The organism is Herbiconiux daphne, from assembly GCF_024979295.1.
Lineage (GTDB): Bacteria > Actinomycetota > Actinomycetes > Actinomycetales > Microbacteriaceae > Herbiconiux > Herbiconiux daphnes.
This window is the reverse complement of sequence record NZ_JANLCJ010000003.1, coordinates 312,093-337,037: the sequence shown is the minus strand read 5'-3', so window position 1 is coordinate 337,037 and position 24,945 is coordinate 312,093. Positions and strand designations below refer to the sequence as shown.

Genomic DNA, 24,945 nt, shown 5'->3' with positions numbered 1-24,945 from the left:
AGGGGGCGCCGCTCTGGCGTGATTAGCCTTGAAACGTGGGTGTGCTGAACGATCTGAAGCTGGGCTGGAACGTCGTTCGCGACCTGGTGAAGGCCCGCTCGATCCGTTCGAAGCTTGCCGGCCAGCTCGCGGCGCGCGCTCCGCTGCCGCCGCGCCGGTTCGAGATCGGCGTCTACTTCGCCGACGGCGACGTGAACCTCTACCAGATCCGTCAGTGGTACAAACCGCTGGCAGAGCTGTCGAAGACGCATCCCGTGGTGATCTTGAGCCGCAACCCGAGCGGCGCGAGCGCGATGCTCGACGAGTCGCCCGTTCCGGTCGCCTACGTGCGCAGCGTGAGCGACCTCGAGAGCTTCCTCGACGACCACGACCTCAAGATCGTGCTCTACGTGAACCAGAACGCCCGCAACTTCCAGATGATGCGCTACGGGCGCCGCTGGCACGTGTTCGTCAACCATGGCGAGAGCGACAAGATGTACATGACGACCAACCAGTTCAAGGCCTACGACTACAGTCTCGTGGCCGGCGACGCGGCCGTCTCGCGGCTGCAGCGGGTGCTCTGGGACTACGATTTCGACAAGCGCGCCCTGCCGATCGGTCGCCCGCAGGCCGACCACTACGGAGGCGGGCCCGCGCTGCCCGACGACGGTCGCACCGTGGTGCTCTACGCCCCGACCTGGGAGGGCGACCGCCCCGCCGCGGCTTACGGGTCGATCGCCAGTCACGGCGTTGCCCTCATCCGCGACATCCTGTCGTCGCCCGCGCACCGGCTGATCTACCGGCCCCACCCCCGCAGCGGTGTGCTCGACCCCGCCTATGCCGCGGCGAACCGCGAGATCATCGCGGCCATCGCCGCCGCGAACCGCGACGACCCTACGGCCGGGCACATCCACGACACCGGGGCCGAGCTCGGCTGGCAGCTGGCGAAGGCGGATGTCGCGGTGGTCGACGTGTCGGCCATGGTCTACGACCGGCTCGCCACCGGCAAGCCGCTGCTCATCACCCGGCCGGTCTCACCCGATGCCGAGATCGACACGGGCGGCTATCTCTCCGACAGCGAGTGGCTGCTCGCCGACGACGCCCCACGCGTGCTGGAGCGCATCGAGCAGGTCTCGCACGACTCCGCCGCGGGCGTGCGCCTCGGCCGGTGGGTGACGCACTACTTCGGCGACACGTCACCGGGTGCGGCCACGAAGCGCTTCCACGCGGCGATCGAGCAGTTGCTCGCCGAGTGGGACCGCAACGCCGCCCTGCACGCCCGCGACGAACCGATCGATGAGCACGACGCCGAGGCGGCGATCGAGGTCGACGACCGAATCTGATCGCGGCCGGTCATCGCGCCCGGTGGTCGCCGGGCGCGGAGTGGTCAGGAGTGGCTCGACCGCGTCAACGCGTACTTGGCGATGATCACCGTGATGCCGGCGATCAGCAGCACGACGGCCGCCGTGATGAGCATGGGCGTGAAGTCGTAGCCGGTTTGCGCCAGAGTGGGCTGGGCCGCGGGGTCGTCGGCCTCGGAGACCCGCAGAGCGGCGGTTCCCGCGAACGCGGCCGACGCGCCGAGGCCCAGGAAGACGAAGGTGGCGAGCATTGCAGCGGAAACTGCGGCGATCATGCGCTTCACGGCTTCCCCCCAAACGTCGCGATACCTGTGTCTCTGTGTCAAGCCCCTGCTGGTGTCAAGGCTACCACTCCGCTGTGAATAGCCCGCATTCAGATGCGGATGTCAGGAAGTTCGTCCATCGTGTCGCGCGCCGGTGCCGGCGCCTCGATCGCCTTCTTGGCGTTGCGGCCCGGCAGCAGCTTCTTGAGCCCGGTCTTCTCGCCGACCTCGCGCCTCTTCGGCGCCTTGACCTCGCGCGTCTTCGGCGCCTTCACGGTGACCGCGAGCTCGGCCGGGAACGTGAACGGCGCGGGCCCGAACGCCGTGCGGGCACTCTGGATGACCGTGCGCCCGAGCACGAGGTTGCCGACACCGCCGATGGCCGCGCCGATGCCGAAGGGGATGGCGCGCCCCACGATGTTGGTGCCCTGACCCACGGCGAACCGCCGGATGAACACGTTCTTCAGCTGATCGGCCACCGGTCCCACGACGAACTGCGGCAGGCTGCTCGTGACCACCTGCCCCCAGTAGGCGTTGCGCGTGACACCGCCGGTGGCCTGCCCGGCGATCTGCTTCAACAGGTCGCTGCCGGCCTTGCCCATCAGGAGCGTCATCACGAGGGCGCGGGCGCGGTCGGGGTCGTCGACCGCGATGCCGTGCACCTCGGTGACCGACTGCGCGAACAGGGCGGTGGTCTCGAGGAACCCGGCGGTCTCGGCCGCGCTCAGCCCGAGCGAGATGCCGGTGCCCACGAACGGCAGCATCGAGCTCGCGCCGACCGCGGCGCCCCCGGTGGTCACGGCCGTGACGTAGCGGCGCTCGAGGATGACGAGGAGTTCTTGCGGGCTGGCCTGTGGGTGGAGGCGACGGATGCCGCGCAGATGGGCGAGAACCACCGGGCGGTGAACGCTCAGCAGTCGGTCGATGTTGCGCTCGAGTCGAGTGGCCATGCTCCTACTCTGGTGCGTTCTGCTGGGGAGTGCGCGAGAATGAGCGCTTATGCGCCGAAATGCAGCCCGTGAAAAGGTCGTCACCCAGTTCTCGATCGTCGACGCGCTCGTCGCGGGTCTGTTCGACGGGGTCTTCACCGTCGAACAGGTCGGCCGCAGCGGCCATCTGGGCCTCGGCTGCGGCGACCACATGGACGGCGAGCTCGTGGTGCTCGACGGCGTGTTCCGGCTGTTCCACGGCGACGGCACGGTGACCGTGCTCGACGCCGGCGAGTCGGTCGCGTTCGCCGAGGTGGTCGACTTCGAGGCCGACAGCAGCGAGCTCGTCGAGACGGTGCCGTCGCTCGACGCGCTGGTGGCCGACATCCGGCAGCGGGTCGTGAGCGAGAACGTCTTCCACGCCGTGCGGTTCGACGCGCACTTCGCGAGCGTGAGCCTGCGCGAGGCGAAGCGCCAGGCGAAGCCCTACCGTCCGCTCGCCGACGCCGTGCACGATCAGCGCGAGGCGGTGGTGACGGATGTCGCGGGCACCCTGCTCGGGTTCGTCGCCCCCCGCTTCTTTCAGGGCATCAGCGTGGCCGGCCCGCACTTCCACTTCGTCAGCGCGAGCGGCGAGGTCGGCGGCCACGTGCTCGGGCTGACGGATGCCACCGGCGAGCTCTCGATCGAGACCTACGCCGGGGTGACGGTGCGGCTGCCCACCTCGGCCGACTACCTCGCGGCCGACCTCGATCTCGACGACGTCGACGGAGCCATCCGGCACGCCGAGTCCGACCATCAGCACTGACTCCGGCAGCACCGCTTTCCACCATTCAACCGACAGGAGCATCCATGGCAACGCCCTACGACCGCATCGGCGACGTGCCGGCCTTCGAGCTCACGAGCACCGACGTGACCGAGGGTGGCCGCCTGCCCACGGCGCAGGTCAGCGGCATCCTCGGCGCCGGCGGCGGCGACGTCAGCCCGCAGCTGAGCTGGAGCGGGTTCCCGCCAGAGACCAAGAGCTTCGCCGTGACCGTCTACGACCCCGATGCCCCCACGGGGGCCGGGTTCTGGCATTGGGCCGTGGCCGGCATCCCGGCATCCGTCACCTCGCTGCCGAGCGGAGCGGGCGACGAGGGCGGCGCCGCGCTGCCGGCCGGCGCCGTGCAGTTGCGCAACGACGGCGGACTGGCCCGCTACGTGGGCGCGGCGCCGCCTCCCGGCCATGGGCCGCACCGCTACTACATCGCCGTGCACGCGCTCGACGTCGACGACCCCGGGGTCGACGCCGACTCGACGCCCTCGTCGCTCGGGTTCGGCATGTTCGGCCACACGCTCGGCCGCGGAGTGATCGAGACCTGGTGGGAGGCGCAGTAACCACGCGCGAGGTCGAGATCGTGCACCTTCTCGCCTCGTCGCTGCACCGCTACGAGGGGCGCCCCGCCGACGGGCCCCTGCCGGCCCGCGAGGGCGAGATCGAGTCGCGCGAGTCGATCGAGGTGCGGGCCCATCTGGGCGTCGTGGGCGACCGCTACTTCGGGCGCCCGGCCCACCGGCGTGCGGCCGTGACGGTGATGGCGGTCGAGTCGCTCGAGCACGTGCAGTTCGCGCTCGGGCTCGACGCCGCGCTCGATCCGGCCGCCGCCCGGCGCAACATCGTGCTGCGCGGGGTCGACGTCGACGCGCTGCGGGGTGTCGAGTTCAGTCTCGACGCAGGGCTCGGGCCGGTGCTCTTCCAGGGCCACCGGCCCGCGAATCCGTGCGCGTGGATGAACGTGACGCTCGCCGAGGGCGCGCACAAGGCGCTCCGCGGCCGCGGTGGCGTGCGGTGCGAACCCCTGACCGACGGCACGTTGCGGCTCGGCCTGACGCTGCTGCGTGCGCCCGACGGCATCCTCGACGACGTCGGCTCGGCAGCACAGTTGTTCTGAGCCGCGGGTTCTGAGCCGCAGGTTCTGAGCCGCCTGTTCTGAGCCGCGTGTTCTGACCCGGGCGCGCCGTCAACCCCCGTGCGGCTTCGGCGACACCGTGGCAGCGTGGAGGCCGAACGGATGCCGCGACCAGCGGCTGCACGATGAGCGGAGGATGACATGGTGCGCTTCGGCTACACCCTGATGACCGAGCAGAGCGGTCCCAAGCAACTGGTGCGGTACGCCGTGGCCGCCGAGGAGCTGGGCTTCGACTTCGAGGTCTCGAGCGACCACTACTCGCCCTGGCTCACCGAGCAGGGCCACGCCCCCTACGCCTGGACTGTGCTCGGCGCCGTCGCCCAGGCCACGTCGCGCGTGGAGCTTGCGACCTACGTGACCTGCCCGACGATGCGCTACCACCCGGCCGTGATCGCCCAGAAGGCCGCGACGCTGCAGATCCTCTCCGACGGCCGGTTCATCCTCGGGCTCGGCTCGGGTGAGAACCTCAACGAGCACGTGGTCGGCGAAGGCTGGCCGGCCGTCGACGCCCGGCAGGACATGCTCGAGGAGGCCGTGCAGATCATCCGCGAGCTGCACACGGGTGAACTCGTGACCTGGGAGGGCGACTACTTCCGGGTCGACTCGGCGCGCATCTGGGACGCCCCCGACGGGGGCGTGCCGATCGGGCTGGCCGTCTCGGGCGACAAGTCGATCGCGCGCTTCGCGCCGCACGGAGACCACCTCATCGCGGTGGAGCCCGACGCCGACCTCGTGGCGGGCTGGAAGAAGGCATCGGGCGGTGGGTCTCCGCGGTCGATCGGGCAGATCCCGATCTGCTGGGGGCCCGACAAAGAGGCGGCCATCGCCACGGCGCACGAGCAGTTCCGCTGGTTCGGCGGCGGTTGGTCGGTGAACGCCGACCTGCCGACGCCCGCCGGCTTCGCCGCCGCCAGCCAGTTCGTGCGGCCCGACGACGTCGCCGAGTCGATCGCCTGCGGCCCCGACCTCGACGAGATCGCCGAGAGCTTCCGCCCTTATCTCGACGCCGGTTTCACTGACATCGCGCTGGTGCAGGTGGGCGACGAGGGTCAGGACCGGTTCCTCGCCGAGGCCGCGGGCCCGCTGCTGGAGAAGCTGCGCGCCCTCTCCTGATCGGTTCTGGTGGAGGCGGAGACTCTCGCCGCCAACGGCGCGCTGGCATTCCACAAGATCGCAGCCTTGGCGAACCGCGCCTCGACCTCGGTCACGATCGACGGGGTCAAGACGAGCGGCGCGATCGCGTCGACCACCGGCGGGACAGTCCTGTGCCTGGGCGAAACAAAGACGGGAACCCGCCATCTCAATGGCAGCTGCGTGGCCTACGCCACGGTGCAGCGTGTGCTGTCCGACGCTCAGATCGCAACGGCGCTCGCTACGATGATCGCCTGATCACCAGCGGTCGGCGCGATCCTCGTCCGTCTCGGTGAGGACGCGGTAAGGGCTCTTTGGTCGTTCTAGCTGATGCGGTCGAAGATCGCGTCGAGCGCGATGAGTTCGGCCTGCACGCGGTCTCTGATTCGCTGGAGAAGCGTCACTCAGGATTCCTTCGTCTTCAAATTCGTGGAGACCCTCGGTCGAGCAGCCTCATTGCTGGTCACTCGACCGAGGTGTCCCAAGCACGAGTGCCTGGTACGTGCAGCCGCTCGGTTGGGGACCCGAGCTGGCCATCTAGCCCGCCGCCCGGGTGGGGACCTGAAGCGGCTGGCCTCCGTCAGAGTAGGGCTGACTGCGCGTCGCGAAACCGTGCGGAATCCGACGTTGCGGGATTTTTGCGGTTTATGCAGACGCATGCGGTTAACCGCAACGCTGCGGCACCGGGATCGCCGAAGACTGAGCTGATCCCCCAGGTTCAGCCCAGCCGGTGCTGTCGCATGCGATCCGACTCCCTCGAGTCGAATCGGTACGGTCAGCACGACTGTTATTCGGAGCGGCTTCGTGCCTGGATTGCGGTCTTCTCCATCCAACCGGGGTGGCCGGTCCGCCCTGTCGAGGAGCGGCATCGACCCGATCGAGCGTTTCCTCCCGATCAGGCCGAGACGGTCTGGGCCCGGAAGTAGTCGACGAGCGGCTGGGTGGGGTGACCGATGAGTCGCGCGAGCGACCCGTCGGTCTCAGCCAGCAGCCCGGCGCGGATGTTGGCGTCGAGGGCGATGACGAATCCCGCCGTGCCCTCGTCGAGCCCGGCGTCGGCGAGGATCTGCACGTGCTCCTCGGGGGTCACCGAGCGGTAGAGCACCTCACGGCCGAGGGCTTCGGATGCCGCGGCCGCGAACTCGTGCCCGTTCCAGGCGGTGTCGCCCGAGAGCTCGTAGACGGCACCCTCGTGGCCGTCGCCGGTCAGCACGGCGGCGATGGCCTCGGCGTAGTCGGAGCGGGCCGCGCTCGCCACCCGCCCCTCGCCGGTGCTCGCGACGTAGACGCCGGTCGCGGCCACCTGCGGAAGGGTCGCCGCGTAGTTCTCGTGATACCAGTTGTTGCGCAGGATGGTCGCCGGGATGCCCGAGGCGGCGATGAGCTCCTCGGTCACCTTGTGCTCGGGAGCGATCACGAGCTCCGACGTCGTCGCGTGCGGCGCGCTCGTGTAGACGATGCGGCCGACGCCCGCGCGCTTCGCCGCATCGATGACAGCACCGTGCTGGGCCACACGGTGGCCGACTTCGCTGCCCGAGACGAGCACCAGGCTCTCGGCGCCGGCGAGCGCGGCGTCGAGCGAGGCGGCATCCGCGTAGTCGACGACGGCGGTGCCGACGCCCGAGGCGGCCAGCTCGGCCAGCTTCTCGACGTTGCGGCCGACGCCGACGATGCTCGAGGCGGCGACGCCTCGTGCCAGCAGGTGCTCGATGGCGAGGCGGCCGAGGTGGCCGGTGGCTCCGGTGACGACGATGGTCATGGGTGATCTCCTTGTCGTGACCCGCCCGCGCGGGTCGTTCGAGGAGTGGAACCCGGATGCCGCGGTCTTACTTCCCGACGGCGGGTACCCACTTTTCGGTAAGCTAGTGGCGTGCAGGAAAGCATCTGGAACGCCATCCACGCCGACGAGCCGCCCGCGACCACGCCGTTCGCATCGAACTGCCCGAGCCGGGTGGTGCTCGACCACGTGACGAGCAAATGGGGCGTGCTCGTCGTCGTGGCGCTCTCGCGCCGGTCGATGCGCTGGGGCGAGCTGCACCGCTACGTCGAGGGCATCAGCGAGAAGATGCTCGCCCAGACCCTCCGCCTGCTCGAGGGCGACGGCTTCGTGCTGCGCGAATCACAGGGCACGGTGCCGCCCCGGGTCGACTACAGCCTCACCGAACGGGGGCGCGAGCTCGGCGAGCTGCTCATCCCGCTGGTGCAGTGGGTCAGCGACACCGTCGCCCGCACGGATCAGCCGCTCCGCGCGAGCGCCTGACCCCGGCCGTCCGCGCTCAGGCGGGCCCGGCCGCCGCGAGGTGCTCGTTCAGTTGCGCCGTGAGCGTGCGGTCGAACCCCACGTCAGCGCCGTCGAGCTCGATCACGGCGACCGCCTGACGGATGCTCGAGAGCAACCAGATGGCGTCGGCGCGCTTGAGCTCGCTGGCGCGCAGGCGCACGGCATCCGTTTCGAATCCGTAGACGCGCAAGAACTCGAACGCCCGCCGCTGGGTGGTGCCGGGCAGGATGCCGAGCTCGGCCGGCGGCGTGCAGAACCGGTTGCCCTCGCGCAGCAGCACGCTCGCCGTGGGCGCCTCGAGCACGAAACCGTCGGAGCTGATGAAGATCACGTCGTCGGCGTCGCGGCGCGCGGCCTCGCGCAGGGCTGCGGCGTTGAGGGCGTAGGAGAGCGTCTTGGCGCCCTGGAGCAGCCACGGCGAGGTCTGCGCCACGTCGTGGCGGTAGCCGCGATCGAGCGTGACCACGCGGATGCCGTTCTCGCGCTGAGCGGTGAAGTCGCGGGCCGCCTGCGCCACCACCCACCCGGTGGGGCGCCCGGTGCCCTCGATGCCCCGGGTGAGCACGAGCTTGACGGCGAGCACCGGCACCCGCGGGTGCAGGGCGACCGCGGCGGCGATGGCCGAGGTCCAGACGATCTCGTCGGGTTCGGGCAGGTCGAGCAGCCGGGCCGACTCGGCGAAGCGGGCGAGGTGGGCATCGATCGCGGGCGCCTGACCGGATGACACCATGACGGTCTCGAAGATGCCGTCGCCGCGCGTGACGCCGAGATCGAGCACGCTCAGCTGCGGCTCGGAGGCCCGGGCGACCACGAAACCGAGGTCGGAGTGCGGCACCTGGGCCGGGGTGCCGGCGGCATCCGTTCGCTCACCGGCTACGCCCGTGACAGGTCGTGTGACCAGAATGAGAGTAGGGACCGACACACTGTCAGTGTCCTCCGAATCGCATCGTGCAGATGCGGAACGCGCCGTGAAGGAGGAGACCGGATACATGGCCCACACAGTGCAGACCGAGATCGAACGCAAGTACGCCGTCGAGGAGGGAGCCCGGTTGCCCGACTTCACGGGCGCCGGAACGGGGGAGGTCGAGGTGGCGAGCATCGAGACACTCGAGCCCCTCACGCTCGAGGCGGTTTACTTCGACACGGAGGACGGCGCTCTCGCGTCGCACCGCATCGCCCTGCGCCGGCGTCGCGGCGGCCACGACGAGGGCTGGCACATCAAGCTGCCGGCCGACGAGGGGCGCACCGAGCTGCAGTGGCCGCTGTCGCTGGGGGAGGGCGGCGCCGACGGCGAAGGAGCAGGTGGCGACGCGGTGCCCCGCGAGGTGGTCGAGGCCGTGCTCGTGCACGTGCACGTGCGCGACCGCCCGCTGACGCCGCTCGCGCGGGTCGAGACGACGAGGACGGTGAGCAACCTGCTCGACGCCTCGGGAGCCGTGATCGCCGAGATCGCCGACGACGACGTCACCGCCGCCGACGCCCGGCAGGGCACGGTGCGCCTCTGGCGGGAGTGGGAGGTCGAGCTCGGCCCGGCCGCGCCCGAGACTGCGAAGAAGCGGTCCGCCCTGCTCGACGCGCTCGAGAAACGGGTGCTCGCGGCCGGCGCCACGGCGTCGCCGAGCGTGTCGAAGCTCGCCCAGGCGCTCGGGCGCACCGGCCTCGGCGCGTCGCCGGCCGGTGGCGGCACGCCCGACGGAGACAGCGTCGGCACCGGCGTCGAGCGCACGGCCGCCGGCTTCGTGGCGGCGGGGGTGGCGGAGCTCGTGGCAGCGGTCGTCGAGCTCGACCCGGCCGTGCGCGCCGACGACGACGAGGCCGTGCACCGCCTGCGCACCACCGTGCGCCGGCTGCGCAACGTGCTGGCCACCTACCGGCCGCTCTTCGACCAGCCGCCGCTCGAGACCGTGCGCGACGACCTGTCGCGCTTCGGCTCCGTGCTCGGTGAGACCCGCGACCTCGAGGTGCGGGCGGAGTGGGCGGCCTTCGCGCTCGACGAGCTCCAGGCCGACCGTGGCGTCGACGACCCGGATGCGCGCCGCCGCCTGGTCGACGACATCCGCGCGGAACACGACGGCGCTCACGCCCGACTCGTGGCGATGATGTCGGGGCCGGCCTACTTCCGCCTGCTCGACGAGCTTGAGGCGTTCGTGGCCGCGGCGCCGTCGGCGCAGGCGGATGCCGCGGCCGCCTCTGCGCGCAAGACCGCCAAACGCGCCCTGCAGAAGACCGGCAAACGGGCCATCGCGCGCTCGGTCAAGGCCCGGGAGGCCCGCCGGGTGCTCGGCCCCGACATCGTGGCGGCCGCGGGCGCGCTCGGCGCGCTGCACGACGCCCGCAAGGCCGCGCGCCGGTTGCGGCACGCCGCCGAGTTCTCGACCGAGGGCGCCGCGGGCGTGCTGGGCAGCCACGCCGAAGAGATCGGCGACCGCGCCGAGGAGCTGCAGGATGCGCTCGGCTGGCACCGCGACGCGTCGCTGTTCGCCGAGTTCGTGCTGCTGACCTCGCGCCGGGCCGAAGCCGCGGGCGAGAGCTCGTTCACCTATGGGGTGCTCTACCAGCGCTCCGTCGATCAGGCCCGGCGGGCGCTCGACCTGGCCGACGACGCCCGGCGTGCCCTCAAGCACACCCTGTGACCGGGCCATGACCGAGTCGCCCGAGACCGCATCCGGCCACGACGGCGAGACCGGGCCGGAGGTGTTCGTGCCCGACGAGACCTGGTCGCAGATCGCCGGGGAGTGGTCGGCGCTGTGGGGGTCGTTCGCCGATCCGGTGCGGCGTGTGCTGATGCAGGCGACGGGCGTGCGTGCCGGCATCCGGGTGCTCGACGTTGGATCGGGCAGCGGCGAGTTCCTCGAGATGCTCGTGTACGCCGGGGCGGATGCCACCGGCGCCGACCCGGCTCCCGGCATGGTGGAGCTGGCCCGGGACCGGGTCGCCGACGCCCGGGTCGTGCTCGCGCGAGCCGAGGCGCTGCCGTGGTCCGACGCGACGTTCGACGTGGTGGTGGCGGTGAACTCGCTGCAGTTCGCCGGCGACGGGCTCGAGGCGCTCGACGAGCTCACCCGCGTGCTCGTTCCCGGCGGCCGCCTCGCCGTCGCCAACTGGGCCGAACACGCCGAGAACGAGATCGACGCGGTCGAGGCGGCCGTCGCCGGCTACTGGGGCGAGACGCTCGCGCCCGACGACGACCTGCGGGTCGCCGGGGGGCTGGAGCGGCTGCTGACCGGCCTCGAGATCGTCGACGCGGGGCTGGTGGAGGCCGAGTGGGCCGCGGCCGACGACGACACCCTCGTGCGCGGCGTCCTCCTCGGCGAGGACGCGGCCACCCAAGCCGATCTCACGCCGGTCGTGGTGACGGCGGCGCAGCCGTTCCGCACCGCCGAGGGCGGCTACCGTCTGCGCAACGCCTTCCGCTACGCGGTCGGCCGCGTGCCGCACTAGGGCAGCCGAGCAGGCCTGCCGCTAGCCCGGTCGCACCGCCTGGCGCCGGCCGCGCAGGGCCGACGGGGTGGTGCCGGTGCCGGCGTTGAGCGCACGCCGCAGCTCGGCGTCGTTGCGGAATCCGGCACGGGCCGCCACCTCGGCCACGGAGAGCGAGTCGCACCGCGCGTCGCCGAGCATCACGATCGCGGCATCCAGTCGCTGCTGCCGGATCTCACCCGCCACCGTCGACCCCGCTTCCTCGAAGGCCCGCTGCAGTTGCCGCAACGACACGCGCAGGCTGGTCGCGACGCTCTTGGGTGACAGCCCGTGGTCGCCGCGGTAGGCGGCGATGTGGGCGACGGCCTGTTCGCGCAAGGGCTGACGGATGCCGCCGGGCCCGCGCCCCGAGCCCCGCGCCTCGACCACCAGCGCCTCCACCATGGCGCGCAGTATGTCCTCGAACAGGCGCGCGGCCAGCGGCTCCCGGTTGGCCGGGATCGCCAGAGCGCTCTGCACGAAAGCGCGAACGGACGGCACGAGCGACGAGTCCGCGGCCGGGTGCGGCGGCAGCGGGCCGTTCAGCTCGCGGCCGTTCAGCACCGGGCGGGCCGGCAGCGCGCCGTTCGGCACCGCGCCATTCGGCATCGCGCCGTTCGGCATCGCGCCGTTCGGGATCACCTGGCCGTCGCGACCGCGCACCGGCAGTTCGACGCAGACCACGTCGCACGGTCTCGCGCAGTAGAGCGCGGCGGTCATCCACTCCGGCAACCAGGTCAGCGACTGCAGACCGACGACGTACTGGTCGCCATCGCGTTCGCGCACCAGCAGCGGCGCATCCAGCGGCAGCAGCAGGTGCACCGTCGGGTCGCTCACGGCAGCCGAGGGCCGCACCACGACGGCGCCCTTCGGCATGCGGATCACGGTGATGTCGACGGCGCCGATCGACGACGAGCGCGTGCGGAAGCGATTCGTCAGGTCGTGTCTGGTCAGCGTCGCCGTCATCACCGTGTCCCACCCGGCAGGATCGTGCGAACGAGCCGTCGCGCTGCCGTGCTGTCACGGTAGATCGGTGCCGCGTGTCTGCACCGGCGAACCGGTAGAGCCTCGGTAGTGCGCTCGGTAGTGCGGCGGGTGTCGCGCCCGGGGGTGCGACGGCCCGCAGCCCGGGGAGCGGCCGGTGCGTCGACGTCACCGGCGCCCGCTATGCTCATCTGCGATGAAGACCGTGGGGCCTGACGCCGAGACGACCGAGATCGCCGCGGCGACACCGAACGCGAGGCGCGCGGTGCGTGCCGACATCCAGGGTCTTCGGGCCCTCGCCGTGGTCGCCGTCATCCTCAATCACGTGATCGGCTGGCCGGCCGGCGGCTTCGCGGGCGTCGACGTCTTCTTCGTGATCTCAGGCTTTCTCATCACCGGCCTGATCGTGCGCGACCTCGACGCGAACGGGCGTGTCTCGCTGCGCCGGTTCTACGGCAAGCGCCTGCGGCGCATCCTGCCGGCGGCGGTCACGGTGCTCGTCGCCACCTCGGTGGCCGCATGGTTCCTGTTCAACCGGCCGCGGGCCGTCGCGACGCTGTGGGATGCCGTCTACTCGTTCTTCTTCGTGTCGAACTGGCATTTCGCGGCCGAGGGCACCGACTACTTCCATGCCACCGACGCCGTGTCGCCCCTGCAGCACTTCTGGTCGCTGTCGGTCGAGGAGCAGTTCTACCTGGTATGGCCGTGGCTGCTGGTCATCCTGCTGTTCGTCACCGCGAAGCTGGTGCGCACCCGCGCACGCCGGCTGCTGATCGTGGGCGCGGTGGTGGCGGTCGTGATCGCCGTGTCGTTCGCGTTCGCGCTGTGGGAGACAGCTGCGAACCCGACGGTGGCCTACTTCTCGACCTTCTCGCGCGCCTGGGAGCTCGGCGCCGGTGCGCTGCTCGCCGTCGCCGCCCCGCTGTTCGCGAAGCTGCCGATCGCGGTGCGGTTCGTGCTGGGCTGGCTGGGGCTCGCCGGTGTGGTCTGGTCGTTCTTCGTGGTCTCGAGCGAGACGCCCTTCCCCGGCCCGTGGGCGGCGCTGCCCGTGGCCGCGACGGCGCTCGTGGTGGTCGCCGGCATCGGCGGCCCGCAGCGCTATCTCTTCCCCCTGCACAACCCGGTGAGCGTGTTCCTCGGCGACATCTCGTATTCGCTCTACCTCTGGCACTTCCCGATCCTGGTGTTCCTGCTGATGCTGATGCCCCAGCAGACGCAGACCGTGACCCTCATCATCCTGGGGCTCACCCTCGCCGTGTCGATGGTGTCGTACTTCCTCGTCGAGCAGCCGATCCACCGCTCGCCGTGGCTGCAGCGGGTGGGGTCGCAGGAGAGCGACGCCGAGGCCCGGCGCGACGCCCGGCGCGACGCCTGGCAGTCGTGGCGCGACCGGTTCAGTGCACAGTTCATCCTGTCGTCGCTCGGGCTCGTGGTGATCGTGGTCGCGGTGGTCGTGACGGCCCAGGTGACCGTGCGCGGCGGTCCGTCCGCCGCGGGCCCCGGCGGTGGCGCGCCGGCGGCGGCCCCGGCCGACGGGGCTGCGGCAGCGCCCGTGAACCCCGAAGACCAGCTGCAGGCCGATCTCGCCGCCGCGGCATCCGCCACCGAGTGGCCCGGAAACCTGTCGCCCTCGCTCGACGACGCGATCTCGCACACCTCCGACCGCAACCCGGCCAAGAAATGCTTCGACATCGGCTCCACGCCCGACTTCGGCTCGTGCACCTGGGGCGACGGCAACGCACCGAACCACCTGTACCTCGTGGGTGACTCCACCGCGCTCGCCTATGCGCCCGCGTTCAAGGCGTTGGCGGAGTCGAGCGGCGGGCAGTGGAAGATCACCACGATCGGGCTCTACGGTTGCCGGTTCACCGACGTGCTGATGCAGAACGACGGCGCCGGCGTGATGGATGCCTGTCCGCAGCGCAAAGACGACATCGCCCGCGAGATCGCGGCGAACGCCCCTCAGCTGGTGGTGGTGTCGAACGCGTTCGCCCTGGGCAAGTCGGCCGACGGCCGCGCGCTGTCGACGACCGACATTGTGGCGTCGACCGGCGCGGAGGTGGCGCAGTACGGCGCGGCCGGGCGAGTGGTCTACCTCGCCCCGCCGCCGCTCGGCGCGTCGCTCGGGCAGTGCTACTCACCGGTGTCGAGCCCGCAGAGCTGCAACGTGGGTGTCGACCAGGCCTGGCAGGACTTCCTGGCCGCCACCACGGCCGCCGCGTCGGCCACTGGCGACCACGTCGTGAGTTCGCTGCCCTTCAGCTGCGCGAACGGGGTGTGCCCGGCGTTCGCCGGCACCCTGCCCACGAAATACGACACGGTGCACATGACGCCGGAGTACTCGGCGCACATCGCCCCCGCGCTGCGCTGGGAGTTCGCGGCGCAGGGCCTCATGTGACCGGCCACGGAGCCGGCCGTCGGGCGCGACGCCCCTGAGCCGACCCGCACCGAGCCCTTCCTGGCGGCGGCACCTCCGTGATACTTTGCCTTATGGCTCAGTATTCGGATCGGCTCGACGGCATCTTCCAGGCGCTGTCCGACCCCACGCGCCGCGCCGTGCTGCGTCGGCTCGGTGCCGGCCCGGCCAGCGTCGGCGAGCTCGCGGAGCCGTTCGACATGGCGCTGCCGTCGTTCCTGAAGCACATCCGGTCGCTCGAGGCGAGCGGATGCATCCGCACGCGCAAACTCGGCCGGGTGCGCGTGTGCGCGATCGAGAAGAAGGCGTTCACCGCTGTCGAGAGCTGGCTGTCGGCCGAGCGAGCCGTCTGGGAAGGGCGCACCGACCGTCTGGAGGCGTTCGTCACCGGCGTCGCCGGTCCGTTCCCGAACCACACGCTCCCGAACCACGCGCGCCCGTCCGGTCGCCCCTACGAGAAAGAACCCCCGAGATGACCGCGTCGACCTCGAGTTCGGCCCGCACGACCGCTCCGCAGCATCCGGAGCTCGACCTCGTGATCTCGCGGGTCATCGCCGCCCCGCGGGAAGTGGTCTGGCGCGCCTGGACCGACCCGGCGAGCTTCGAACAGTGGTGGGTGCCGGCCCCCGCCGCCTGCCGGGTCGTCGCCATGGAGCTGCGCCCGGGAGGCGCGTTCACGACCGAGATCCGTGAGCCGGGCGGGGAGTTCGGCGCGCACATCACGGGGTGCTTCCTTGCGATCGACGACCTCGAACGGATCGTCTGGACCAACGCGCTCGTCGAAGGCTGGCGCCCGGCGGAGGAGCCGTTCCTCACCGCCGAGATCACGTTCCGCGATCACCCCGAGGGCACGGAGTACGCCGCCCGGGCGATGCACAAGAGCCCGGGCGACGCCGCCCAGCACGCCGAGCTGGGCTTCTTCGACGGGTGGGGCGCCGTGACCGCTCAGCTGGCCGCCCTGGCCCAGGGCCGGGCGCAGGCCGGGGCGCGGTAGCGCCGGTCAGCCCGCCGCGACAGCGGCCGGCCGCACGCCCTTCAGCCACTGATCGAACCGCAGGCTCGAGAGAACGGCGCGGTCGCCGGGTAGCAGCTCGCGCTCGGTGAGGGCACTGCCGAAGTAGCGGGCCAGCGGGTCGGCGCGCACCTCGCGCACGTCGTCTCCGGCCGTGAGCAGGCGTCGCACGAAGTAGTCGAGCCTCCCGGGTTCGGGACCGGCGAACTCGGTGACCGCGCGGGTCGGCGCGCCGAGCGCCGTGCGCACCACGGCGTCCGCCACGTCGTCGGCCGCCATCGGCTGCATCAGCGCCTGCGCCACCCGCACCCGGCCGTCGCGGCTCGCGCTGTCGGCGATGTCGCCCACGAACTCGAAGAACTGTGTCGCGTGCACGATCGAGAACGGCCGGCTCGACGAGCGGATGAGGTTCTCCTGCTGCTGTTTCGCCTGGAAGTAGCCACCCTCGCCCCGGGCGAGCCGGTCGGTGCCCACCACCGAGAGCGCCACGTGGTGCGCGACCGCCGCCGCTGCTCCGAAGGTGAGCAGGTTGAGCGTGGAGGTCTCGAAGAAGTCGAGTGCGCCGGCCTCGTCGAGGTAGGACGAGTTCGAGACATCCACCACCGTGCCGGCGCCGGCCAGCGCCTCGGCGAGCCCCTCGCCGGTGTAGGAGTTCACCCCGGTCGCGCGCGCGGCCACCACGGGATCGTGGCCGAGGGCGCGCAATCGCGCCACCACCTTGGTGCCGATGAGGCCGGTGCCGCCGACCACGACGATCGTCATGACGCGGCCGGTCGTGAGGCCGCTGCCGCGGTGGGGTTGTTCGACGGGAACCAGTCGGTGTAGCTCGTGTGCGCGATCTCGGCGTCGGCCGCGGGCAAGAGCGTCTGCTCGCCCAGCACCTCGCCGAAGTAGCGCGCGGCCGGGTCGGTCACCACCGGCCGGTCGTCGCCGCGAAGACGCAGGCCGGTGCGCACGAACTCGTCGAGCCCGAACGTCTGGGGTCCCGCCACCTCGTGGGTTCCCTCGAGCGGTGCGCTGACCGTGACGCGGGCGAGGGCCGCGGCCACGTCGTGGGCCGCGATGGGCTGAACGCGCGCAGGGGAGAGGCGCACCACCCCGTCATGGGTCGCGGCATCCGCGATGCTCTTCACGAACTCGAAGAACTGGGTGGCGTGCACGAGCGAGAACGGGATGCCGGAGCCGCTGATCAGGCGCTCCTGGGCCACCTTGGCCCGGAAGTAGCCGCTCTCGGGCAGCCGCTCGGTGCCCACGACCGACAGTGCCACGTAGTGGCCGACCCCGGCGGCCTTCGCGGCGGCGATGAGGTTCGTGGTCGAGGTGGTGAAGAAGTCGAGCACCGCCTGGTCGTCGAACGAGGGGGAGTTCGACACGTCGACCACGACCTCGGCGCCGTCGAGCACAGCGGCGAGTCCTTCGCCGGTGAGGGTGTCGACACCCGTGGCGGGTGAGGCGGGCACGGCCTCGTGCCCGTGGGCGCTGAGCGTCGCGACGAGTTTCGAACCGATGAGTCCGGTGCCGCCGATGACCACGATCTTCGACATGATCGACCTTTCTGTCGTGCGGGGCGGCTGATCCGCCACCGTCACTGAAGAATGACCGGGCACCCGGTCGATCTGTGACGCGCGGTCAGAGACCGCGGCGCTCGCGCAGCACGCGCCGGCGTTCCCGGCGGCTCAGTGAGGCGAGGTAGGCGGCATCCCGCTCGCGTTCCTCGTCGGCGGCCCGGCGCCTCGCCGCCCGCCGCTCGTGCCAGCGGGCGACCTCGTCGTCGACGTCGCGCACGGGCGTGACGACCGGCGGGCCGCCGAGCAGCTGCCGTCGCGCCTCGATCACGCGCGCGTTGAAGTCGGTCAGGATGTCGCGCACGGCGTTCTCGGTCGGCGCGGCGTCGAGGCGCTCGTCGAGGCCGGCGTTCTCGGTGCGCAGCGTGAGCGCGGGCGGCCCCAGCCCGGTGAGCTGCTCGCGCTCGATCTTTCGCCGGATCCACCAGTTCGGGTCGTGCGTCTGCGTGAGATGGGTGAGCGGCTTGCCCGCGCCCGGGAGGTCGTCGAAGTCGCCGCGGCGCATGGCCTGGGCGATGGCGATCTCGACGAACTGCGACCGCTGCTCCATCGTGGGCCGGCCGGCGTCGTTGTCACCCTCGGGTTCGGGCTGCCCGGCGCCGACGGCCGGAAGTGCCTCGTCGTCACCGGTCTCGTGGGCCAGGCGCTCGACGCGATATCGGGCGACGTTCAGTCGCGAATCACTTCGCTCCCGCTTGCCGGCCACGACGTCAAGCCTAGGTTTTCGGGGCGCATCCGTCGAGTCGGCGGCCGTCGGTGCTGCCCGAGCAACACGCCCGCCAGCACGAGCGCCGTGCCGAATGCCTGGCGCCAGCCGAACGGCTCCGCGGCCAGCAGGGTGCCGAGCAGCACCCCGGTCACCGGGTTGAGCAGCCCGACCAGCCCGACGGTTCCGGCCGGCAGGTGCCGCAGCCCGGCGAACCACGCGACGAACGCCACCGCCGTCGCGATGACCGTGACGTAGGCGAACCCGGCGAGCGCCGGCCCGTCGAGGGCCGGCACGCCGCCCTCGAACACCAGGGCGAACGGCAGCACCAGCAGACCGCCGCCGATGAGCTGCCACGACGTCACGGCGAGGATCTTCTGGTCGGCCGCCCACTTCTTGGTCAGGATGAACCCGGTCGACGACATCAGCATGGCCGCGACGGATGCCGCCACCCCGAGCGCGTCGACGCCACCCGTGTCGCCGAGCAGCATGACGGCGACCCCGGCGAAGCCCAGCAGCGCGCCGAGGGCGGGCAGCAGCGTCGGTCGGTCGGCGAGGAGTGGCCAGGCGAGCAGCATCAGCACGCCCGCCGACGTGGCCATGATGGTCGAGGCGACACTCGAGGGCAGGAGCTGCGAGGCCAGGTAGATCAGCACGAAGAAGGCGCCGACGTTCAGGGCGCCGAGCACGAGCGACCGCCACCACCACGAGCCGTGCGGGCGCGCGCGGGCGACGGCCATGAGCAGCAGTCCGGCCGGCACCGCGCGCAGCACGGCCCCCCAGAGCGGGCTGTCGTCGGGCAGGAACTGGCGCGTGACGTAGTAGTTCGACCCCCACGCGACCGGGGCGATCGCCGTCACCAGAATCCAGCGCCATTTAGCTTCCATGGAAGCGACTATAGCTTCCCCGGAAGCTATAGTCGAGACTATGGACGACATCGATCACGTTGCACGCATCCAGCAGGAGTGGCGGCGCGAGCGCCCCGACCTCGACGTGTCGCCGCAGGGCATCATCGGCCGTCTGCACCGGCTGGCGGCGCGGCTCACCGACGAGCTCACCGAGGTCTACGCCCGGCACGGCCTGGGCGAGGGGGAGTTCGACGTGCTCGCGACGCTCCGGCGTGCCGGGGCGCCGTTCGAGCGAGCCCCGGGCGAGCTCGCCGAGCACACCATGGTGACCACGGGCGCGATGACGAAGCGTCTCGACCGCCTCGCCGAGGCCGGGCTGGTGGTTCGGCGGGGCGTCGAGGGCGACGGCCGTCGCCGGGTCGTCGCCCTCACCGAGCGCGGCGTCGAGGTGATCGACGCGGCCTTCACCGAGCACATGGCGAACGAGCGTCGCCTCGTCGACCAGCTCTCGGCCGCCGATCGCCGCGCGCTCGAGCCCATCCTCACCCGGTGGCTCGCCCGCGTCTGAGGGCCACTGACAGCGACCCACCCCGGACTGCGACGCTACTCCGCCGGCGCCAGCCTCGGGCCGAACACCGTGCGCACCGCCGGCACGCCGCTGTGGTCATCGCCGTGGTCGTCGCCCATGCGTCGCATGCCGATCTTCTCGGCCACCCGCCCCGACGCCGTGTTCTGCGGGTGGATGATCGCCACGAGCTCCGGCGCGAGCTCCAGCTCGCGGGCGAGGTCGCGGCACGCGGCGGCGGCCTCGGTGGCGTAGCCCAGCCCCTGTTGGCCGGGCAGCACGTGGTAGCCCACCTCGAGCACGCGCCGGCCGCCCGCGACCTGCCAGGTCAGCCCGCAGTCGCCCACGAACTCGCCGTCGGAGGTCTCGACGATCCAGAGTCCGTAGCCCTGCGTGGCGTAGTTGCGCAGATTCCACTCGATCCACTGCCCCGATGTGGCCTTCGGCAGCACCTCGACCCTCGCTCGGGGCTCGCTCAGCCGGCCACCGGCGTCTGGCCGAGCAGCTGGGCGAGCTCGTCGAGCGCGCCGTCCCACCCGTCGTAGAAGCTGTCGTCGCCGCGCATGCCGTCCGCTCCGCGCAGGTCGAACACCAAGCGGGTGAGTTCGCCAAGGGGCTCGATCGACACGGTGACGAGCATGGCGTCATCCGGATCGCCCGACGGGTCGCCCCAGGTGAAGACGAGCTTCTCGTTCGGCACGACCTCGCGGTATTCGCCCCCGGTGGGGTACTCCTCGCCCGAGGCGTCGTCGACCATCGTGTAGGTGTAGAGCCCGCCCACCCGGGCGTCGATGCTCACCGAGTCGCGCGGGGTCGACAGGCCGGCCGGATGCCACCACTGGGCTGCCTGGTCGGGATCGGTCCACGCCTGCCAGATCTGCTCCGGGGTCGCGTCGTAGTTGCGCGTGAGGGTGAACCCCTTGGTCGTGTCGGTCATCTGCCGTTCCTTTCCTTCGTGTCGGTCGACGGAGCGACCTGCCGCAGGATGCGGCGCCACTCCGACACCAGTGCCAGACGCCCGGCCCCGGCCACCCGCACCACCCGGGTGCGCGAGCGCGGCATCCGGCGGCGATACCACCGCCCGTCTTCGACGAAGGCCGACGGGTCGTCGTCGCCGTAGACCAGCAGACTCGTCGCCGTGATGCGCCGCAGGCGTCTGGTCCAATCGCCGTCGCGGATCGCGGTGAAGTCGGCTTTCGCGCCGGCGAGGCCCTGTTCGGAGCCGTCGTCGAGCATGCGGGCGAGCCGATTGCGCAGCCCCGCCCGCTCGAGCACGCGATCGCGCTCGTCGACGCCGAGGCTCGCGAGCGTGAAGGGCAGCCGCTCCTGCACGTCGGGGTCGAACGCGAGTCCGACGGGCGACGCGGTGGCCACGGTGGCCACCCGGTCGATGAGGTCCGGATGCCGCGCCGCGAGAGCGAGGGCCACCATTCCCCCCGTGCCCCAGCCGATGGCCCCGGCCGAGCCGAAGTCGACCCCGCTCTGCGAGCGCGCCGTCGACACCGCCGCCCGCAGGTATTCGGCGAGATCGTCGGCCTGGCGCTCGATCGTGGGCGGCTCGCCGGGACGCAAGGGTTCCGAGGCGCCGTATCCGGGGCGGTCGAGCATCAGCAGGTGCACGCCCGATCGCTCGGTGACCGACGGATCGGGATCGAAGCCACCGGCTCCCGGCGTCGGGTGGCAGAACACCACCAGGCGGTTCGACACCGGATCCCCGGCGGCCGACACCCCGACCGTGCGTCCCGACGCGAGCGTGAACAGGTGATTGGCCATCGCTGGTCCTTCCGGCGGGTCGAAGCAGTGCGCCTCTGGCCAGCATGATCCGGTCGACCGAAGACGGCAACCCCCGTCGATCTGAACCGCCGGCCGGCCTCCGCGGTCGACACTGATCCGAAGGCCGGTCGAGCGGACCGATCACAGGCCACGCAGCGATGTCGTCCGGGCTAGTCACCGGCGACTCTGCCAATGGAAGCGGTGCGGACACCTCAGCGGGCCGAGCTCATCCTACGTCGATTACGACGCCAGTTGAACCCTCGATTCAGCTCTCTGTTCCCGGAACCGGCGGTCCGGTCTGCCAGCGCAGCAGTGCGGCGGCCGCGGCCCCCTCGGGAAGGGTGAGCGGATCGTCGTCGAGCCCGGCCTCGCGCGTGTAGTAGACCCGCGCATCCGTCAGCAGGGCCGCCCGCAGCAGGGCGAGCCGGGCCGGCACCTTCGCGATGATCGACGCCGTCAGGGCGTCTTCGGGCGCGGTTGCGATCCACGGTGCGCCGTCGAGGGCGAGCAGCTCGCGGTCGCCGAGGGCCGCGTCGTCGATCAGCAGTGCGTCGACCTGCGCCGACTCGAGTGCGTGCACGATGCCGCCGACGGTGAGCTCGGCCCGGTTGTCGCCGCGCCCCTCGTGCAGCGCGATCAGGTCGGCGATCGACTTCTCGTCGTCGCGCACGATGCGCTCGACCTCGGCGTCGACCCATTCGGCGAGTCGGGCGTCACTGGCGTCGAACGGCACCGGATCGCTCGGCTCGGTCGTGAGCACGGCCCGCGCGGCGGGCGAGAGCGCATCGCCGAGCAGGGCACGGGCCCGGATGTCGCCGGCCACCACGACCAGGCGCGGGCGGTAGCGGTCGACGGCGGCGTTCACCGCGGCCGCGAGCTCGGACTGGTTGCGCTTCCACACCTCCTCGACGTGCCGGTCGATGTGGTCGCCCCAGAGGCCGCCGCCCTTCTTGGGCTTGTGGATGTCGTCGCTGTCGCCCGAGACGGACTGCTGGGCCGCCGACGCCGAGACCCCGACGCGGTAGAGCGAGATCTCGCCGCCCTCGCGTGAGGTCTCGACCACGAGATAGGGGAACGCCGACAGGGCGTGCTTGACGGCCGGCGTGAGGTCGGGCAGCGGGCCGTACGAGATCGACTCGAGGTCGACGGGGGTCGTGCGCACCACCTCGCTGAGCACCACCTCGCCGTCGCGCACCACGCCGAACACCGTCACCGGGTCGGCCACCCCGTCGGCATCCGACAGCACCTCGCCGATCGCAGCGATGTCGGCGGCCGGAGCGCCGGCCTTGACGAGGGTGTCGTCGACACTCGCCCGCCGTTCCTCGGTCACCTCGTGCGGGTTGCCGGTGTCCCTCGAGAGGTCGAGGTATACCGCGGAGTAGGGCCCGGGTTCGCGGTAGATCTCCGCGAGGGCATGAAGATAGGTCGTCGAGTGATCCACTGGTCGCCTTTCGTCGTCGCTGACCAACTTCTTCGGACGGTACTCGTTCCTCGCGTGGCCCACCAGGCACAATCGTCGAAGGCGATCACATCACCGAGAGGAGCAGCGGATGCCGCGAGCCGACGACACGATCGAACCCTTCCGCTCCGCCGTGCCCGACGTCGAGCTCGCCGCCTTGAGGGCCCGCCTCGCCTCCACCCGCTGGCCCGAGGCCGAGACGGTCGACGACTGGTCGCAGGGCGTTCCGCTCGCCGTACTGCGCGACCTCTGCCGCACCTGGGCCGAGCACTACGACTGGCGGGCGGGGGAGCGCCGGCTGAACGCCGTGCCGCAGTTCCGCACCACGGTCGACGGCCTCGGCATCCACTTCGTGCACGCCCGCTCGCCGCACGAGGGCGCCCTGCCGCTCGTGCTCACGAACGGCTGGCCAGGCTCGGTGTTCGAGTTCCTGCGCGTGATCGAGCCGCTCACCCATCCCGAGGCGCACGGCGGCTCGGCCCGCGACGCGTTCCACGTGGTCTGCCCCACCCTCCCCGGCTACGGCTTCAGCGACAAACCCGGGCAGGCCGGCTGGGGCATCGAGCGCATCGCGGATGCCTGGCTGACGCTGATGCAGCGCCTCGGTTACCCCCGCTTCGGCGCCCAGGGCAGCGACTGGGGCGCGTCGATCACCACCGTGATGGCGCGGAGGGCGCCCGAGCGGCTGACCGGCATCCACCTCATGCCTCCGCTCGTCGCCCCCGACCCAGCCACCTTCGACGACCTCACCGACGCGGAGCGGTCGGCGCTCGCCGCGCTGGAGCACGCGGCGTCGTGGGAGGACGGCTACTCAGCCGAGCAGTCCACCAAGCCGCAGACCATCGGCTACGCGCTCACCGACTCGCCCGCCGCACTCTGCGCCTGGATCGCCGAGAAATACGCCTCGTGGGCCGACGGCGGCCTCGACGCCATCGACCGCGACGTGCTGCTCGACACCGTCACGCTCTACTGGCTCACGGCGACAGGGGCTTCGTCGGCCAGGCTCTACTGGCAGAGCATCCGCGAGGTGCAGAACTGGTTCTCACCGGCGCCGGATGCCGCCTCGCCCACTGCCCCGGGGCTCGACCGGCCCGTGCCCGTGCCGGCTCCGGCCCGCGTGTCGCTGCCCGCACCGGTATCGGTGCCGACGGGTTGCTCGGTGTTCCCCGCCGAGACCATCAGGCCGTCGCGGCGGTGGGCCGAGACCATGTTCACCGACATCCGCTGGTGGGGTGAACCGGCGCGGGGCGGTCACTTCCCGGCGCTCGAGCAGCCGGAGCTCTTCGTGACGGAGCTGCGCGGATTCTTCCGCCGCGTGCGCTGACCGGAGGGCTGGGCCGCGGCGCTCACGGTACCCGAAACGGTGAGCGCCGCGACGCAGCGAGTTCGACAGTAGCGAAAAGGCATGGGACACGCGTTCCCAAACCCCGGCCGCCCCGACAGCCGTTCCGGCGGCCCCGTCGCTCCGCCGGCGCCGCTCCCGCGACCCGCGGCTCAGGCGATGGCGCCGATCGCCCGGAGCCGCTCGTCGACCGCCGGCGCGAAGGTGTCGGCCCAGATGCGGTAGCCGCGGTCGTTGGGATGGAAGAGGTCGCCCGCGAACTGCGTCGACACGCCCCAGAGCCCCTGCCGGTCGGTGGCCCGGTAGAGCGGCACCACCCGCAGTCGCCTCGCCCGGGCGGCGTCGACGAGGATGCGGTTGGCGATGACGACCTTCTTCTGCGCCGGCAAGAAGTAGAAGCTGGGCAGATCGGCGACGATCGCGTGCGACGGCAGCGCGTCGAACAGCGTGTCGACCTGCGCGGCGAACCGGTCGGGGTCGAACGCGGCGATGTCGTTCGCGCCGATGCACACGGTCATCAGCTCGGCATCGAGGGCCGCCAGCCGGGGGAGCTCACGGGCGATCGCGTCGCCGATCGTCGCTCCCGAGATGGCGAGGTTCACCACCCGCACCGGCCGGCCCGTCGCCTGCCGCACGTGCCGGGCGATGAAGCCGACGTAGCTGTGGGCCGGCCGGCTGGCCCCGATTCCCTGCGCGGTGGAGTCGCCGATGGCGACGTAGAGCAACTCTCCCTCGCGGGTGGCCCGGTCGCGCCAGTACTGCGAGTTCACGGGGATGGAGTCGGAGAGCCGCCCCTGCCAGTAGTGCTGGCGGCGGGCCAGGTAGCGCACCCAGAGCGCGACGGTGGCGGTGGCCGCGGCGATGCTGCCGCCCACGAGGAGCCTGGTGCGGGTCGTCATGCGGCCCACCCTACGACGCAC

The 24,945-nt window shown here is 71.6% G+C and carries 28 protein-coding genes; 14 read left to right on the top strand and 14 right to left on the bottom strand.

Annotated features, from left to right (window positions below; translation table 11 throughout):
* Positions 1–35 precede the first annotated feature (35 nt).
* Positions 36–1,322 (top strand): hypothetical protein, encoded by a 1,287-nt coding sequence (locus tag N1032_RS10360; RefSeq protein ID WP_259538988.1) that lies wholly within the window; start codon positions 36–38, stop codon positions 1,320–1,322.
* A gap of 44 nt (positions 1,323–1,366) precedes the next feature.
* On the opposite strand, the gene N1032_RS10355 is transcribed toward N1032_RS10360, so the two are convergent.
* Positions 1,367–1,615 carry a hypothetical protein gene (locus N1032_RS10355; RefSeq protein WP_259538987.1) on the bottom strand — a complete coding sequence of 83 codons (249 nt, stop codon included), beginning with the start codon at positions 1,613–1,615 and terminating at the stop codon, positions 1,367–1,369.
* Positions 1,616–1,713: 98 nt separating this feature from the next.
* Positions 1,714–2,553: a hypothetical protein gene (locus N1032_RS10350; protein ID WP_259538986.1), complete on the bottom strand. Its 840-nt coding sequence runs from the start codon at positions 2,551–2,553 to the stop codon at positions 1,714–1,716.
* Between the two features lie 49 nt (positions 2,554–2,602).
* On the opposite strand from N1032_RS10350, the gene N1032_RS10345 reads away from it, so the two are divergent.
* The 5 genes from N1032_RS10345 (at position 2,603) to N1032_RS10325 (ending at position 5,873) form a co-directional block, all read left to right on the top strand.
* Positions 2,603–3,340, top strand: a complete 738-nt coding sequence (locus N1032_RS10345; RefSeq protein WP_259538985.1) for an acetolactate decarboxylase — start codon at positions 2,603–2,605, stop codon at positions 3,338–3,340.
* Between the two features lie 44 nt (positions 3,341–3,384).
* Positions 3,385–3,912 (top strand): YbhB/YbcL family Raf kinase inhibitor-like protein, encoded by a 528-nt coding sequence (locus N1032_RS10340; protein ID WP_259538984.1) that lies wholly within the window; start codon positions 3,385–3,387, stop codon positions 3,910–3,912.
* Positions 3,897–4,466: an MOSC domain-containing protein gene (locus N1032_RS10335; RefSeq protein ID WP_259538983.1), complete on the top strand. Its 570-nt coding sequence runs from the start codon at positions 3,897–3,899 to the stop codon at positions 4,464–4,466. The genes N1032_RS10340 and N1032_RS10335 overlap by 16 nt, the downstream gene beginning before the upstream one ends.
* 159 nt (positions 4,467–4,625) lie before the next feature.
* Entirely contained in the window at positions 4,626–5,597 is a 972-nt protein-coding gene (locus N1032_RS10330) for an LLM class F420-dependent oxidoreductase (protein WP_259538982.1), read from the top strand.
* Between the two features lie 9 nt (positions 5,598–5,606).
* Positions 5,607–5,873 (top strand): hypothetical protein, encoded by a 267-nt coding sequence (locus N1032_RS10325; protein ID WP_259538981.1) that lies wholly within the window; start codon positions 5,607–5,609, stop codon positions 5,871–5,873.
* A 637-nt stretch (positions 5,874–6,510) separates the two neighbouring features.
* Here N1032_RS10325 and N1032_RS10320 read toward each other — a convergent pair.
* A complete protein-coding gene (locus N1032_RS10320; protein WP_259538980.1) occupies positions 6,511–7,374 on the bottom strand; it encodes an SDR family oxidoreductase in 864 nt (287 codons plus the stop codon).
* Between the two features lie 123 nt (positions 7,375–7,497).
* Between N1032_RS10320 and N1032_RS10315 the strand changes: the two genes are divergently transcribed.
* Complete coding sequence (locus N1032_RS10315; RefSeq protein WP_259539182.1) at positions 7,498–7,875, top strand: winged helix-turn-helix transcriptional regulator; 378 nt, start codon at positions 7,498–7,500, stop codon at positions 7,873–7,875.
* A 16-nt stretch (positions 7,876–7,891) separates the two neighbouring features.
* On the opposite strand, the gene N1032_RS10310 is transcribed toward N1032_RS10315, so the two are convergent.
* Positions 7,892–8,818 (bottom strand): aminodeoxychorismate lyase, encoded by a 927-nt coding sequence (locus tag N1032_RS10310; RefSeq protein ID WP_259538979.1) that lies wholly within the window; start codon positions 8,816–8,818, stop codon positions 7,892–7,894.
* A 67-nt stretch (positions 8,819–8,885) separates the two neighbouring features.
* Between N1032_RS10310 and N1032_RS10305 the strand changes: the two genes are divergently transcribed.
* Both N1032_RS10305 and N1032_RS10300 read left to right on the top strand, forming a co-directional pair.
* The gene (locus N1032_RS10305; protein ID WP_259538978.1) at positions 8,886–10,529 is read left to right on the top strand and encodes a CYTH and CHAD domain-containing protein; all 1,644 of its coding nucleotides are present in this window, start codon (positions 8,886–8,888) and stop codon (positions 10,527–10,529) included.
* A gap of 7 nt (positions 10,530–10,536) precedes the next feature.
* Complete coding sequence (locus N1032_RS10300; protein ID WP_259538977.1) at positions 10,537–11,337, top strand: class I SAM-dependent methyltransferase; 801 nt, start codon at positions 10,537–10,539, stop codon at positions 11,335–11,337.
* A gap of 21 nt (positions 11,338–11,358) precedes the next feature.
* On the opposite strand, the gene N1032_RS10295 is transcribed toward N1032_RS10300, so the two are convergent.
* Positions 11,359–12,321: a helix-turn-helix domain-containing protein gene (locus N1032_RS10295; protein ID WP_259538976.1), complete on the bottom strand. Its 963-nt coding sequence runs from the start codon at positions 12,319–12,321 to the stop codon at positions 11,359–11,361.
* A gap of 214 nt (positions 12,322–12,535) precedes the next feature.
* Here N1032_RS10295 and N1032_RS10290 point away from each other — a divergent pair, with 214 nt between their 5' ends.
* The 3 genes from N1032_RS10290 to N1032_RS10280 all read left to right on the top strand — a co-directional run bounded on the left by N1032_RS10290 (position 12,536) and on the right by N1032_RS10280 (position 15,749).
* Positions 12,536–14,737: an acyltransferase family protein gene (locus N1032_RS10290; protein WP_259538975.1), complete on the top strand. Its 2,202-nt coding sequence runs from the start codon at positions 12,536–12,538 to the stop codon at positions 14,735–14,737.
* A 92-nt stretch (positions 14,738–14,829) separates the two neighbouring features.
* The gene (locus N1032_RS10285) at positions 14,830–15,231 is read left to right on the top strand and encodes an ArsR/SmtB family transcription factor (protein WP_259538973.1); all 402 of its coding nucleotides are present in this window, start codon (positions 14,830–14,832) and stop codon (positions 15,229–15,231) included.
* The gene (locus N1032_RS10280; protein WP_259538972.1) at positions 15,228–15,749 is read left to right on the top strand and encodes an SRPBCC family protein; all 522 of its coding nucleotides are present in this window, start codon (positions 15,228–15,230) and stop codon (positions 15,747–15,749) included. Before N1032_RS10285 ends, N1032_RS10280 begins: the two co-directional genes overlap by 4 nt.
* 6 nt (positions 15,750–15,755) lie before the next feature.
* On the opposite strand, the gene N1032_RS10275 is transcribed toward N1032_RS10280, so the two are convergent.
* From N1032_RS10275 to N1032_RS10260, 4 genes are all read right to left on the bottom strand, one after another.
* Positions 15,756–16,529 (bottom strand): SDR family oxidoreductase, encoded by a 774-nt coding sequence (locus tag N1032_RS10275; RefSeq protein ID WP_259538971.1) that lies wholly within the window; start codon positions 16,527–16,529, stop codon positions 15,756–15,758.
* Positions 16,526–17,311 (bottom strand): SDR family oxidoreductase, encoded by a 786-nt coding sequence (locus tag N1032_RS10270; RefSeq protein ID WP_259538970.1) that lies wholly within the window; start codon positions 17,309–17,311, stop codon positions 16,526–16,528. Before N1032_RS10270 ends, N1032_RS10275 begins: the two co-directional genes overlap by 4 nt.
* 85 nt (positions 17,312–17,396) lie before the next feature.
* Entirely contained in the window at positions 17,397–18,038 is a 642-nt protein-coding gene (locus N1032_RS10265; protein ID WP_259538969.1) for a DnaJ family domain-containing protein, read from the bottom strand.
* Positions 18,002–18,925: a DMT family transporter gene (locus tag N1032_RS10260; RefSeq protein ID WP_259538968.1), complete on the bottom strand. Its 924-nt coding sequence runs from the start codon at positions 18,923–18,925 to the stop codon at positions 18,002–18,004. The genes N1032_RS10265 and N1032_RS10260 overlap by 37 nt, the downstream gene beginning before the upstream one ends.
* A 40-nt stretch (positions 18,926–18,965) precedes the next feature.
* On the opposite strand from N1032_RS10260, the gene N1032_RS10255 reads away from it, so the two are divergent.
* The gene (locus tag N1032_RS10255) at positions 18,966–19,454 is read left to right on the top strand and encodes a MarR family winged helix-turn-helix transcriptional regulator (protein ID WP_259538967.1); all 489 of its coding nucleotides are present in this window, start codon (positions 18,966–18,968) and stop codon (positions 19,452–19,454) included.
* A gap of 35 nt (positions 19,455–19,489) precedes the next feature.
* Here the strand turns inward: N1032_RS10255 and N1032_RS10250 are convergent, their stop codons facing one another.
* The 4 genes from N1032_RS10250 to N1032_RS10235 all read right to left on the bottom strand — a co-directional run bounded on the left by N1032_RS10250 (position 19,490) and on the right by N1032_RS10235 (position 22,665).
* Positions 19,490–19,903 (bottom strand): GNAT family N-acetyltransferase, encoded by a 414-nt coding sequence (locus N1032_RS10250; protein ID WP_259538966.1) that lies wholly within the window; start codon positions 19,901–19,903, stop codon positions 19,490–19,492.
* A 23-nt stretch (positions 19,904–19,926) separates the two neighbouring features.
* Positions 19,927–20,388 carry an SRPBCC family protein gene (locus tag N1032_RS10245; RefSeq protein ID WP_259538965.1) on the bottom strand — a complete coding sequence of 154 codons (462 nt, stop codon included), beginning with the start codon at positions 20,386–20,388 and terminating at the stop codon, positions 19,927–19,929.
* A complete protein-coding gene (locus tag N1032_RS10240) occupies positions 20,385–21,224 on the bottom strand; it encodes an alpha/beta fold hydrolase (protein WP_259538964.1) in 840 nt (279 codons plus the stop codon). The genes N1032_RS10245 and N1032_RS10240 overlap by 4 nt, the downstream gene beginning before the upstream one ends.
* A 265-nt stretch (positions 21,225–21,489) precedes the next feature.
* Positions 21,490–22,665: a baeRF2 domain-containing protein gene (locus N1032_RS10235; RefSeq protein ID WP_259538963.1), complete on the bottom strand. Its 1,176-nt coding sequence runs from the start codon at positions 22,663–22,665 to the stop codon at positions 21,490–21,492.
* 109 nt (positions 22,666–22,774) lie between these two features.
* On the opposite strand from N1032_RS10235, the gene N1032_RS10230 reads away from it, so the two are divergent.
* Positions 22,775–24,007 (top strand): epoxide hydrolase family protein, encoded by a 1,233-nt coding sequence (locus tag N1032_RS10230; protein ID WP_259538962.1) that lies wholly within the window; start codon positions 22,775–22,777, stop codon positions 24,005–24,007.
* Between the two features lie 170 nt (positions 24,008–24,177).
* On the opposite strand, the gene N1032_RS10225 is transcribed toward N1032_RS10230, so the two are convergent.
* On the bottom strand, positions 24,178–24,924 hold the full coding sequence (locus tag N1032_RS10225) for an SGNH/GDSL hydrolase family protein (protein ID WP_259538961.1): 747 nt from the start codon (positions 24,922–24,924) through the stop codon (positions 24,178–24,180).
* Between the last annotated feature and the right edge of the window lie 21 nt (positions 24,925–24,945).